Origin of the sequence: Pseudomonas sp. GZD-209, from assembly GCF_049310485.1 — a bacterium.
Taxonomy (GTDB): Bacteria; Pseudomonadota; Gammaproteobacteria; order Pseudomonadales; family Pseudomonadaceae; genus Aquipseudomonas; species Aquipseudomonas sichuanensis.
The window spans coordinates 1-12,326 of record NZ_JBMOWQ010000004.1 but is presented as its reverse complement, the minus strand read 5'-3'; the positions used below and the strand labels follow the sequence as shown (position 1 = coordinate 12,326).

The window sequence follows — 12,326 nt, the reverse complement described above, 5'->3', positions numbered from 1 at the left end:
CCCCCCCCCCCCCCTCCTCCCCCCCCCCCCCCCCCCCCCCTCCCCTCCCCCCCCTTCCCTCCCCCCCCCCCCCCCCCCCCCCCCCCCCCCCCCCCCCCCCCCCCCCCGAGACCGAAATCCCTGTGTGAATAAAAAGAGGCCACCCTCACCCGCACGATGCGGGCAGCCCCGTAAAAGCCTCAGGCTGCCGCGGCGAACTTCTCGTAGTAGAAGTTGGCCGGGGTAATGCCCTGCTCGCGGATGTACTGGCTGACCGCCTCGACCATCGGCGGCGGGCCGCACAGGTACACATCCACATCGCCTTCGTTGAGGTGGCGTGGCTCGATGTGCTGGGTCACGTAGCCCTTCTGCGGATATTCGCTGTCGGGGTTGGCCACGCAGGCGCTGTAGGTGAAGTTGGGGATGCGCGCGGCCAGGGCCTGCAGGCGGTCCAGCTCGACCAGGTCGAAGTCGTTGGTCACGCCGTAGATCAGGTGCAGTGGGTGCTCGCTGCCTTGCTCGGCGATCTTCTCCAGCATTGCGGTGAATGGCGCGAGGCCCGTGCCGCCGGCCAGCAGCAGCAAGGGGCGCTGGATCGGCCGCAGGTAGAAACTGCCCAAAGGGCCGGCCAGGCTCATGCTGTCGCCAGCCTTGGCCAAACCGGTGAGGAAGCTGCTCATCAGCCCGCCCGGCACGTTGCGGATCAGGAAGCTGACTTCGCCGTCCTTGGGCAGCGAGCTGAACGAATAGGCGCGGCTCTGCTCGCTACCCGGCACCTTGAGGTTGACGTACTGCCCCGGCAGGAACGCCAGGCGGTTCAGTGCCTCGCCCTTGATCGACAAGGCGATGGTGCTGGCCGACAGTTGGCGCACGGCGCTGATGGCCGCCTCGAAGCTGGCCTGCTCGGTCTTGCACAGCTGCGACGAGGCCGGGATGCGCACCACGCAGTCGCTTTCGGCGCGCATCTGGCAGGTGAGCACGTAACCCTGGGCGATTTCCTCCTCGCTCAGGGCGTCCTCGATGAAGTTGTCGCCCAGGTCGTAACGGCCCGATTCGGCCTTGCATTTACAGGTGCCGCAGGCGCCGTCACGGCAATCCAGCGGAATGTTGATGCCCTGGCGGTAGGCGGCATCGGCCACGGTTTCCTGGCCGTCGGCCTCGATGAAGCGGGTGACCCCGTCTTCGAAATTCAGTGCGATCTGGTAGCTCATGGTGCACCTCACGGGCGAGCCTGGCCGCGGCGCGCCGTGGGGCACACCGACAGGCTCGGCCTGGTGGATCAGATGTGGTAGATGTCGATGACCTGACGGACGTAATCGTTTTTCAGCACCACCTTCTTGTGCCTGATCAGCGGCTGCTCGCCGCGCAGGTCGAGGGTGTAGAAGCTGGTGCCGAAGTAGCTGTCGGTGGTCTTGTAGCGAAAGCTCAGGGTGTGCCAGTTGAAGCGCACCTGGCAGCTGCCTTCGCCCTGCTCGACGATCTCGATGTTGCTGATGTTGTGCGAGGTGCGGGTGTCCGGCACGGTGGCGCTGGAGCGCTCGGTCTTGATGCGGAATACCCGGTCCTCGAGGCCGCCACGGTTGCCGTACCAGATCAGCGAGATCTCGCTCTGCGGGTCTTCGGTCAGGCTGTCGTCATCGTCCCAGGACGGCATCCAGAACGTCGCATCGCTGCTGTACAGCTCCAGCCATTGGTCCCACTGGGCATCGTCCAGGTAGCGCGCTTCGCGGTAGAGGAAGTCGCGCACAGTGTCATGCAGGCTCATTGCACGGCCTCCACGGGGATCAGTTGCTGTTCATCCTTCAACGCCTGGATCATGGTGTCCTGCCAGTACTTGTGCTGCAGCACGAACAAGCCTTCGTCTTCGGTGCGCACGCCCGACAGCAACGGTTTGAGTTCGATCTCCTTCGCCGCCTCGTCGGCACCTTCGACCCAGTGCTGCGCGCCGCGCGACATGTCGTTCCAGCCGGTGCCGCCGCCGTAGCCGGTCTGGCAGGAACGGAACTCTTCCAGGTCATCCGGGGTGGCCATACCACTGACGTTGAAGAAGTCCTCGTACTGGCGGATGCGCTTGGCCCGGGCATCGGCGCTCTCGCCTTTCGGCGCGATGCAGTAGATGGTGATCTCGGTCTTGTTCACCGAAATCGGCCGGGCGATACGGATCTGCGAGCTGAACTGGTCCATCAGGTACACGTTCGGGTACAGGCACAGGTTGCGCGAGTTCTCGATCATCCAGTCGGCGCGGGCCTGGCCGAAATCGGCGGCCAGCTGGTCGCGGCGCTCGTAGGCCGGGCGATCCTCGGGGTTGGCCCAGCGGGTCCACAGCAGCAGGTGGCCGTGGTCGAAGGAGTAGAAGCCACCACCCTGCTTGGCCCAGGCGCCGGCGCTCATGGTCTTGATCTCGTCGCCCGCTTCGCGCTGCTTGCGCTGGTTCTGGGTGGCGGCGTAGTTCCAGTGCACGGAGCTGACGTGGTAGCCGTCGGCGCCGTTTTCGGCGGTGAGCTTCCAGTTGCCTTCGTAGATGTACGAGCTTGCGCCGCGCAGCACTTCCAGGCCCTCAGGGGACTGGTCGACGATCATGTCGATGATCTTCGCCGACTCGCCCAGGTGCTCGACCAAGGGCTTCACGTCGGCGTTCAGGCTGCCGAACAGAAAGCCGCGGTACGACTCGAAACGCGCCACCTTGGTCAGGTCGTGGGAGCCGTCGCAGTTGAAGCTGTCGGGGTAGCCGGCGTTGCTCGGGTCCTTGACCTTGAGCAGCTTGCCGCTGTTGTTGAAGGTCCAGCCGTGGAACGGGCAGGTGTAGCTGGACCGGTTGCCGCGCTTGTGCCGGCACAGCATGGCGCCGCGGTGGCTGCAGGCGTTGAGGAAGGCGTTGAGCACCCCGTCCTTGTTGCGCGCGATGAAGATCGGCTGGCGCCCCATGGTCAGGGTGAGGAAGTCGTTGTTTTCAGGGATCTGGCTTTCGTGGGCCAGGTAGATCCAGTTGCCCTCGAAGATGTGCTTCATCTCCAGGTCGAACAGGCGCGGGTCGGTGAACATTTCACGCTTGCAACGATAGACGCCCTTCTCCCGGTCATCTTCGAGCATGGCATTGAGGTAGTCGAATCCCAGGGACATGGCCAGGGCCTCCATTGTTATTGTTCAGGCCGGGTCAGGTTATGCCCTGGGTGGGGGCGCAGATATCCAGATCGTGCAGAGTGCTATCCGTTTTGTGCAGGCAGGGTTTTGCGCCATCTGTGCTGGTACTGTTCGCGGGCCGTCAGGTGTTCGCCGGGGAATAGAGTAATGGCCACAAGGTGTTCGCCGGTTTTTTTGCAGCGCCTATGAGATCGAGCGCCGCCCGCGCGGCGCTTCGCGGGTAAACCCGCTCCCACAGTTTATTTCGGGCCAATTATTCCTGTAAAAGTACCAGCGCCTGCCTTGGTGCATGTCTTGAGTCATGTGGGGCGGCGGCAACGCACACGCTGAAACCGCGTCGTGCCAACAAGGCGGACCAGGTAATGGCACAAGAGAGACTGGCCCGAAACAGACTGTGGGAGCGGGTTTACCCGCGAAGCGCCGCGCGGGCGGCGCTCGATCTGATAGGCGCTGCAAGGCCTTCGCCTGACACCTTGCCGCCCTCACGCGGTGGCCAGCCAGGACCTCCTAGGGCATACCACTAAACCCGTAAGACATTTCCGAACCTGCAACCAAATGCTTCTGCCCAGAAGACTCGGGAACTATCCTACGCGCCTGCCGAAAGTTGCTGCATTGTCGGGGAAATCCCTCAGGGCTAACTTCACCCGGTCGCCAAATTGGGTGACCGGGTGTGAGAACCCGACCTGCACTGCCAAGGCTTTAGGTTTATGGCAGCCATGCGCGGGCAGACTTCGGTCTGGCCGGCTTCAGTGCACCGGTTTCTCACCCCGCGTACGGCTGCCACCTTCATCCGTGAGAAAGATCGAGATGGCGGCTCCCAGAACGCACTGAGGTTTCGCCATGAAAAAGATCGTCCCCGACCCACCCCGTTTCTTCCCTTACCTGTCCATATCCCCCGACCTAACCCCCGAAGCCGCCCGCACCGAAGCCACCTCATTGATGGGCTGCCTGCGCGAGGTCCTCGACATGTACTTCGACACCAACAGCGAAGAACAGCGCCAAACCCTGCTGAACACCTGCATCTACCTCAACCAGCTGCGCTACCCCCTGATCCGCCACGAAACAGGAGCGCAGCCATGACCGAACCCTCCACCCACGGGAGCACCACAGGCACCACCACCTGCCTGGAGCTCTACCGCATCCAGCCCGGCATCCCCTTCCAGCATGCCTTCGACGAGTTGTCGGTACTGCTCGGCTGCATCCGCCACCTCACCTGCGAAGCCGAAATGGAAAACGACATGCTCGCCGGCAGCTCGGCGCGCATCCTCAGCGCCATGGCCAAGGCGCTGATCGATGACATGGAGCTGGGAATGAATCGCTCCGGTTGAGCCAATGGCCTCATCGCGGGGCAAGCCCGCTCCCACGATATCTGCGTCGTGGGAGCGGGCCTCCCGTGGGGGAAACACCTTCCCCACCGCCCTCGAGGTCGTGGGAGCGGGCTTGCCCCGCGAAAGGCCCAGAAGGCGTGCGCTGGATTCAACCGGCGAAGTCTGTGGACATCGCCACGCCAAGCTCCTGCTCCACCAACCCACATGTCAGTTCGCGCGTTAGTCAGCTTCATTGATTGAACCGATAGCATTTATCCATTGAACGCCACCGCCAAGGTGCAGTAAGCTCGGGCTCATTCACTGGAGAGCAACATGTCGAAACATTCCTGCAGCCACGCCAAACACACCGGTCGCCCAGCGCACCGCGTGCTGGCCGTTGCCGGTCGTAACGCCGTTGCACCCTTTTATTTTGGTTATTGGTTTAGCTACTAGGCGCCGATAACCCACCCGGCGCCCACTTTCGAGGGGCCGCCGAACATGAGAATACTCAAACCCCCGGTCGGCTTCCCGACCGGGGGTTTTGCTTTTCCGGGCTTTCAAAAACATCGATTCATCTTGAGGACAGATTCATGAACTACGCCACTTACTACTACCCAAGCACCTATGCATGGCGATTTAGCCAATCCCGTTCGGGCCAGCCTGCCGCCTCCGTTCGGTCGATTTCCGGTGGCAATGCCGCACAACTACCCAATTTGACGACCAGTCGAACACCTCGATAGGGCCGACCGCGCGGGCCAGAACCCGCCGTCCGCCCAGGGAAAAACGCCATGCACGCCTCGAACCTCGCCCTGCCCCTGACCCAACCGCAAGCGGCCAACGCCACTGTCAGCAAGCGCCTGCCCAGCCCGCACCTGCTCAAGCAGCAGATGCCGCTGTCGACCGAACTCACCCAGCAAGTCCATGCCCATCGCCAGGCAATCCGCGCCATCCTCGAAGGCCGCGACGAACGCCTGCTGGTGATCGTCGGCCCGTGCTCGATCCATGACCCGCGCTCGGCGCTGGAATACGCCGACCGCCTGGCGGCGCTCAACCATGAAGTCGGCGACAAGCTGCTGCTGGTGATGCGCGCCTACGTTGAAAAACCACGCACCACGGTGGGCTGGAAAGGCCTGGCCTACGATCCGCACCTCGATGGCAGCGACGACATGCACGCCGGCATCGCCCTGTCCCGGGGCTTGATGCTGAGCATGATCGAGCGCGGCCTGCCGATCGCCACCGAGCTGCTGCAACCCATGGCCGCTGGCTACTTCGACGACCTGCTGGGCTGGGCGGCCATTGGCGCGCGCACCACCGAGTCGCAGATCCACCGTGAAATGGTCAGTGGCCTGGAGCTGCCGGTCGGCTTCAAGAACGGCACCGATGGCGGCATCGCCATTGCCTGCGACGCCATGCGCAGCGCCGCGCATCCGCACCGCCACTTCGGCATGGACGCCCAGGGCTACCCGGCGATCATCGAGAGCCTCGGCAACCCGGACACCCACCTGGTGCTGCGCGGTGGCCACAAGGGCCCGAACTACGATGCCCACAGCGTGGCCCAGGCGCGCCAGGGCCTGGCCAAGGCGGGCCTGGCGCCACGCATCATGGTCGATTGCAGCCATGCCAACAGCGGCAAGGACCCGATGCGTCAGCCCGCAGTATTCGAAGATGTGCTGCAGCAACGCCTGGCCGGCGACCGCTCGCTGGTCGGGGTGATGATCGAGGGCCACCTGTTCGACGGTTGCCAGGCATTGGGCGCCGGTGCCCTGAAGTACGGCGTATCGATCACCGACGGCTGCCTGGGCTGGAGCGCGACCGAGACCATGCTGCGCGAGGCGGCCAAACGTTTGTAGGAAACAGTCGGCAAGCCTTGCGAGACAGGGCCTAGACAAGTGCGCTAGGCTTGCCCTTTTTCACCCCCCTAGGAGCAGTTCCCCATGGCCCGAGCCACCGCCCGCCACATCCTCGTCAGCAGCGAAGAGAAGTGCAACGAACTCAAAGCACAGATCGAAGCCGGCGCCGACTTCGCCGAAATCGCCAAGGCCAACTCCACCTGCCCGTCCAGCCGCCAGGGCGGTGACCTGGGCTCGTTCGGCCCGGGCCAGATGGTCAAGGAATTCGACACCGTGGTGTTCAGCGCTCCGGTCAACACCGTGCAAGGCCCGGTGAAGACCCAGTTCGGCTACCACCTGCTGGAAGTGACCAGCCGCCAGGACTGATAGAAGGTTGTTGCGCAGCAACCTTGTGGGAGCGGCGGTGCGCCGATGCGACTTGCCCCGCGATAGCGTCGCCAGTGCCAATGCAGTCGGCCTGACGTCCGCCATCGCGGGGCAAGCCCGCTCCCACGCATTCACCAGGTGGCTGCGTTCGGGATGTGCCGCGCTGCTGCTGGCGCTGCCGGCGGTCGTCCAGGCCGCCCCCACCCACGCCCTCACCGTCTACGGTGAAGCCCCCCGCTACCCCGCCAGTTTCCAGCACTTCGCCTACGTAAACCCGGACGCCCCCAAAGGCGGCAGCCTGCGCCGTTCGGCCCTGGAGATCGGCCAGTTCGACCATATCCTGCCGTTCATCGACAAGGGCATTGGCGTGAGCCAGGTCGAAGGCTGGCTGTACGCGCCGCTGGCCATTCGCGCCTTCGACGAGCCCTACACGGTCTATGGCCTAATTGCCCAGCGCCTGGAGCGCGGCCCCGACGACGCCTGGCTGCGCCTGTACCTCGACCCGCGCGCCACCTTCGCCGACGGCAAGCCGGTGCGCGCCGAAGATGTGCGTTTCACCTTCGAGCTGCTGATGAGCAAGGGCAGCCTCAATTACCGCACGCGTTTCGCCGAAGTGGCCGGGGTGACGGTCGAAGGCCCGCGGCAGATACGCTTCGACTTCAAACAGCCGCACGGACGCACCCTGGCGCTGGACCTGGCCAGCCTGCCCGTGCTGCCCGAACATGACTGGCAGCAGCGCGACTTTGCCAATGGTGCCGGTTTCGACAAGCCCGTGGGCAGCGGCCCGTACCGCATCAGCCGGATCGACAACGGTCGCAGCATCACCTTCGAGCGCAATGCCGACTGGTGGGCCAAAGACCTGCCGGTGGCCCGTGGCCTGTACAACTTCCAGCGCCTGCGCATCGAGTACTTCGGCGACACCGAGGTGGCGCGCCAGGTGCTCAAGGGCGGCGGCTACGACTACAACCGCGAGTTCTCCGCCACCGCCTTCACCCTCGGCTACAACGGCGCCCAGCTCGACGACGGGCGCCTGCAGCGCGCCCACCTGGGGCCGGCCAAGCCGCAGGTGGCCCAGGGTTTCGTCTTCAACCTGGCCAGGCCGCAGTTCCAGGACCGCCGGGTGCGCCAGGCCTTGGGCATGCTCTGGGACTTCGAGTGGAGCAACCGGCAGATGATGCGCAATCTGTACATCCGCCAGCAGAGCCTGTTCTCCAACACCGTGCTGGCAGCCCGCGCGCTGCCGGACGCGGACGAACTCAAGCTGCTTGAGCCGCTGCGCGGCCAGGTGCCCGACGAAGTGTTCAGCCAGGTGTTCAGCGCCCCGGTCACCGACGGCACCGGGATCATCCGCCCGCAGCAGTTGCAAGCCCTGGCGCTGCTCCAGGCCGCCGGCTGGCGCCCCGAGGGCGATCGCCTGGTCAATGCCCAGGGCGAACCGCTGAGCTTCACCTTCCTCAACGGCCAGTCGGGCATGGAACGCCTGCTGCTGCCGTGGAAGCGCAACCTGGCGCAGATCGGCATCGAGCTGAACATCCGCAACGTCGACGCCGCGCAGTACGTCAACCGCCTGATGGCCCGCGACTACGATATGGTCGTCACCGGCTACCCGGTGACCCTGTCGCCGGGCAGCGAGCTGTACAACTACTTCGGCTCCGCTGCGGCCAACGACCCCGGCTCGAACAACCTGATGGTGCTCAAGGCCCCGGCGGTGGACCAGCTGCTCGACGGGCTGGTGCGCGCCAGCAGCCAGCCCGACATGCTGCGCCACGCCCATGCCCTGGACCGGGTGCTGCAATGGAACTACTACTGGATCCCCAACTACTACCCGCCGGGCAGTTCGACGGTCTGGTGGAACCGCTTCGGCCTGCCCAAGGTGCAAGCCACCTATGACGAAGGCCTGGACACCTGGTGGGAGGTCAGCCCGACGGCGCTGACTAGCGAACAGATGGCCGAACGGCTCGGGAAACAGCCATGACCAGCTACATTCTGCGCCGCCTGCTGCTGATCATCCCCACGTTGCTGGCGATCCTGCTGGTCAACTTCGCCATCGTCCAGGCCGCCCCCGGCGGCCCGGTGGAACAGGCCGTGGCGCGGCTGCAGGGCCTCGGCGGCGGCGCCCCCGGCGCACGGGCCGAGGCGGTGCACGGCGAGTCCCGCGCCACCCGTGGCCTGGACCCCAAGCTGATCGAGGAGATCAAGCGCCAGTACGGCTTCGACAAGTCCGCCCCCGAGCGGCTGTGGCTGATGCTCGGCCAGTATGCCCGGCTGGACTTCGGCCAGAGCTTCTTCCGCGGCGCCAAGGTCACCGACCTGATCCTGGAGAAACTGCCGGTGACGCTGTCGCTGGGTTTCTGGGCGACGCTGATCACCTACCTGGTGTCGATCCCGCTGGGCATCCGCAAGGCGGTGCGCCATGGCAGCCGCTTCGATGCCTGGAGCAGCGCGCTGATCGTGGTCGGCTATGCCCTGCCCTCGTTCCTGTTCGCCCTGCTGCTGATCGTGCTGTTTGCCGGTGGCACCTCGCTCAACTGGTTCCCGGTGCGCGGGCTGGTGTCGGATGACTTCGACCAGCTCAGCCTGCTGGGCAAGCTGGCCGATTACTTCTGGCACCTGGTGCTGCCGGTCGGCGCCCTGGTGATCGGCGGTTTCGCCACCTTGACCCTGCTGACCAAGAACGCCTTCCTCGACGAAATCTCCCGGCAGTACGTGGTCACCGCCCGGGCCAAGGGCCTGAGCGAACGCCGGGTGCTGTACGGCCATGTGCTGCGCAACGCCATGCTGCTGGTGGTGGCCGGGTTGCCGCAGGCGCTGATCACGGTGTTCTTCGCCGGTTCCCTGCTGATCGAAGTGATCTTCTCCCTCGATGGCCTGGGCCGCATGAGCTACGAGGCGGCGGTGTCGCGAGACTACCCGGTGGTGTTCGGCACGCTGTTCATCTTCACCCTGGCCGGGCTGCTGATCCGCTTGATCGGCGACCTCTGCTACACGGCGCTCGACCCGCGCATAGACTTCGACGCGAGGGGCCGCTGATGCTCTCGCCCATCGCTCGACGCCGCCTGAAGCGCTTTCGCGCCAACCGCCTTGGCTGGGTCTCGCTGTGGCTGTTCGCCGGCCTGTTGATACTCAGCCTTGGCGCGGAGCTGGTGGCCAACGACAAGCCGCTGCTGCTGTCGTACCAAGGCCAGCTGTATACCCCCGCACTCAAGCGCTACACCGAGCAGCAATTCGGCGGCCAGTTGCCGTTCCAGCCCGACTACCGCAGCCAGTACGTGCACCAACTGATCGAGGGCCAGGGCGGCTGGATGCTGTTCGCGCCCATCCCGTTCAGCGCCGACACCCCCAACTACGACCTGCAGGTACCCACCCCCAGCCCGCCCAGCGCAGTCAACTGGCTGGGCACCGATGACCAAGGGCGCGACGTGCTGGCAAGGGTGCTGTACGGCACGCGGGTGTCGCTGCTGTTCGCCTTTGCCCTGACCGTGCTCAGCGTGCTGATCGGCGTCACCGCCGGCGCCTTGCAGGGGTATCACGGGGGCTGGGTCGACCTGCTCGGGCAGCGCCTGCTGGAGGTGTGGTCGGGGTTGCCGGTGCTGTACCTGCTGATCATCCTCTCGGGCTTCGTCGAGCCGGACTTCTGGTGGCTGCTGGGCATCATGGCGCTGTTTTCGTGGCTGGCGCTGGTCGATGTGGTGCGCGCCGAGTTCCTGCGCGGGCGCAACCTGGAATACGTCAAGGCAGCCCGCGCGCTGGGGCTGCCGGACAGCCAGGTGATGCTGCGGCATATCCTGCCCAACGCCATGAACGCCACCCTCACCTACGTACCCTTCATGCTCACCGGGGCGATCACTACCCTTACCGCGCTGGATTTCCTCGGTTTTGGCATGCCTGCGGGCAGTGCGTCACTGGGCGAACTGGTGACCCAGGGCAAGCAGCACCTGGAGGCGCCGTGGTTGGGCTTTACTGCGTTCTTTGCCCTGGCGCTGATCCTGTCGTTGCTGGTGTTCATCGGCGATGCGCTGCGCGAGGCGTTCGATCCACGCAGGTAGATATGCCTGTACCGGCCCTATCGCGGGGCGCAAGCCCGCTCCCACGTGGGAGCAACTTAAAGACCTGGCGCTATCCCTGTGGGAGCGGGCTTGCCCCGCGATTGGGCCTTCTGATTCAAGCGGATACTGCAAACATGCACGACAACCTCAAGGACTACCCCCAGGTCCGCCAACTGGCCATCCGCTCGCTGTTCGAGATCATCGAGCAGTCCAGCGAAGGCACGGTGATCGTCGACCGCCAGGCGCGCATCGTCTGGATGAACGAGCGCTATGCCCGGCGCTTTGGCCTGGCCGACGCCGCCAGCGCCATCGGCCAGCCTTGCGAGGCGGTGATCCCCGGCAGCCTGATGCGCGAGGTGGTGAGCAACGGCAAGCCAATCCTGCTGGACATGCTCGACACCCCCAACGAGCCGTTGGTGGTGATGCGCCTGCCGATCCACGACGACCAGGGCGCGCTGATCGGCGCCATCGGCTTTGCCCTGTTCGACGAGTTACGCAGCCTGTCACCCTTGCTCAAGCGTTATTCGAGCATGCAGCAGGAGCTGGCCAGCACCCGCTCGCAACTGCGCGCGCGCCAGGCGCGCTACAGCTTCGCCCAGTTCGTCGGCAGCAGCGCCGCCTGCCTTGAGGCCAAGCGCCGCGGGCGGCGCGGCGCGGCCAGTGACTCGCCGGTGCTGTTGCTGGGCGAAACCGGCACCGGCAAGGAGCTGCTGGCCCACGCCATCCACGCCGCCTCGGCGCGGGCGCACAAGGCGTTCGTCAGCATCAACAGCGCGGCCATCCCCGAGACCCTGCTGGAGGCCGAGTTCTTCGGCACCGCCCCCGGTGCCTTCACCGGCGCCGAGCGCAAGGGCCGCAGCGGCAAGCTGCAACTGGCCGAAGGCGGGACGCTGTTCCTCGACGAAATCGGCGACATGCCACTGGCGCTGCAAAGCAAGCTGCTGCGGGTACTGCAAGAGAAGGAATACGAGCCGGTGGGCTCCAACCAGATGCTGCGCAGCGACGTGCGCATCATCGCCGCCACCTCCATCGACCTGCAGGCGGCCATGGCCCGTGGGGCATTCCGTGCCGACCTGTACTACCGGCTGAACGTGCTGCCGATCGAGGTGCCGCCGTTGCGCGAGCGGCTGGAGGACCTGCCGGCGCTGTGCGAGGCGATCCTGGCCGAGCTGGGCAGCCAGTACGAGCTGGAGCCCGAGGCGCAGGCGCTGCTGGGGCGCCATGGTTGGCCGGGGAACATTCGTGAATTGCGTAACGTGCTGGAGCGCGCAACCTTGCTGGCGGACCAGCCGCGCTTGAGTGTGCAGGACTTGATCAGTGCGTTGGGGCCGTTGAGCCCGGTGGGCAGGGCCGCGCCGGCGCTGGACTATCGCCAGGCGTGCGCGCAGTTCGAGCGCGGGTTGATTGTCGATGCCTTGGCGCGCAGCGCCTGGAATGTGCCGGAGGCAGCGCGGGCCTTGGGGTTGGGGCGGTCGACGCTGTACAAGAAGATGGTGGCGTTAGGGATAGAGTCTCAATAAAGAGACCCATATCTCAAAACAGGGATCGTGGGAGCGGGCTTGCCCCGCGATGGCGTCAGCCGCATAAAATCAGCTATTTCCTGTGAGGGACATCGCGGGGCAAGCCCGCTCCCACGC

General features: G+C 65.3%; 11 protein-coding genes. 8 read left to right on the top strand and 3 right to left on the bottom strand.

Translation table 11 applies throughout. The features are described 5' to 3' along the window. Positions 1–179: 179 nt before the first annotated feature. The 3 genes from benC to benA all read right to left on the bottom strand — a co-directional run bounded on the left by benC (position 180) and on the right by benA (position 3,099). On the bottom strand, positions 180–1,190 hold the full coding sequence (benC, locus tag ACO6VM_RS01500; protein ID WP_401059211.1) for a benzoate 1,2-dioxygenase electron transfer component BenC: 1,011 nt from the start codon (positions 1,188–1,190) through the stop codon (positions 180–182). Positions 1,191–1,258: 68 nt separating this feature from the next. Next, positions 1,259–1,744 (bottom strand): benzoate 1,2-dioxygenase small subunit, encoded by a 486-nt coding sequence (gene benB, locus ACO6VM_RS01495; RefSeq protein WP_125464138.1) that lies wholly within the window; start codon positions 1,742–1,744, stop codon positions 1,259–1,261. Further along, the gene (gene benA, locus ACO6VM_RS01490) at positions 1,741–3,099 is read right to left on the bottom strand and encodes a benzoate 1,2-dioxygenase large subunit (RefSeq protein ID WP_322360417.1); all 1,359 of its coding nucleotides are present in this window, start codon (positions 3,097–3,099) and stop codon (positions 1,741–1,743) included. Before benA ends, benB begins: the two co-directional genes overlap by 4 nt. A gap of 861 nt (positions 3,100–3,960) precedes the next feature. Between benA and ACO6VM_RS01485 the strand changes: the two genes are divergently transcribed. From ACO6VM_RS01485 to ACO6VM_RS01450, 8 genes are all read left to right on the top strand, one after another. Beyond that, complete coding sequence (locus tag ACO6VM_RS01485; protein WP_401059209.1) at positions 3,961–4,200, top strand: hypothetical protein; 240 nt, start codon at positions 3,961–3,963, stop codon at positions 4,198–4,200. Beyond that, a complete protein-coding gene (locus ACO6VM_RS01480; RefSeq protein WP_401059207.1) occupies positions 4,197–4,448 on the top strand; it encodes a DUF3077 domain-containing protein in 252 nt (83 codons plus the stop codon). Before ACO6VM_RS01485 ends, ACO6VM_RS01480 begins: the two co-directional genes overlap by 4 nt. A gap of 767 nt (positions 4,449–5,215) precedes the next feature. Continuing rightward, complete coding sequence (locus tag ACO6VM_RS01475; protein WP_110994962.1) at positions 5,216–6,277, top strand: 3-deoxy-7-phosphoheptulonate synthase; 1,062 nt, start codon at positions 5,216–5,218, stop codon at positions 6,275–6,277. 84 nt (positions 6,278–6,361) lie between these two features. Continuing rightward, positions 6,362–6,643, top strand: a complete 282-nt coding sequence (locus tag ACO6VM_RS01470) for a peptidylprolyl isomerase (RefSeq protein WP_003258780.1) — start codon at positions 6,362–6,364, stop codon at positions 6,641–6,643. A gap of 175 nt (positions 6,644–6,818) precedes the next feature. Next, entirely contained in the window at positions 6,819–8,618 is a 1,800-nt protein-coding gene (locus tag ACO6VM_RS01465) for an extracellular solute-binding protein (protein WP_422402661.1), read from the top strand. Further along, entirely contained in the window at positions 8,615–9,673 is a 1,059-nt protein-coding gene (locus ACO6VM_RS01460; protein ID WP_125858680.1) for a microcin C ABC transporter permease YejB, read from the top strand. Before ACO6VM_RS01465 ends, ACO6VM_RS01460 begins: the two co-directional genes overlap by 4 nt. Further along, complete coding sequence (locus ACO6VM_RS01455) at positions 9,673–10,689, top strand: ABC transporter permease (RefSeq protein ID WP_401059205.1); 1,017 nt, start codon at positions 9,673–9,675, stop codon at positions 10,687–10,689. Before ACO6VM_RS01460 ends, ACO6VM_RS01455 begins: the two co-directional genes overlap by 1 nt. Before the next feature lie 134 nt (positions 10,690–10,823). After that, positions 10,824–12,209 carry a sigma-54 interaction domain-containing protein gene (locus ACO6VM_RS01450; RefSeq protein WP_401059203.1) on the top strand — a complete coding sequence of 462 codons (1,386 nt, stop codon included), beginning with the start codon at positions 10,824–10,826 and terminating at the stop codon, positions 12,207–12,209. Positions 12,210–12,326: the final 117 nt, after the last annotated feature.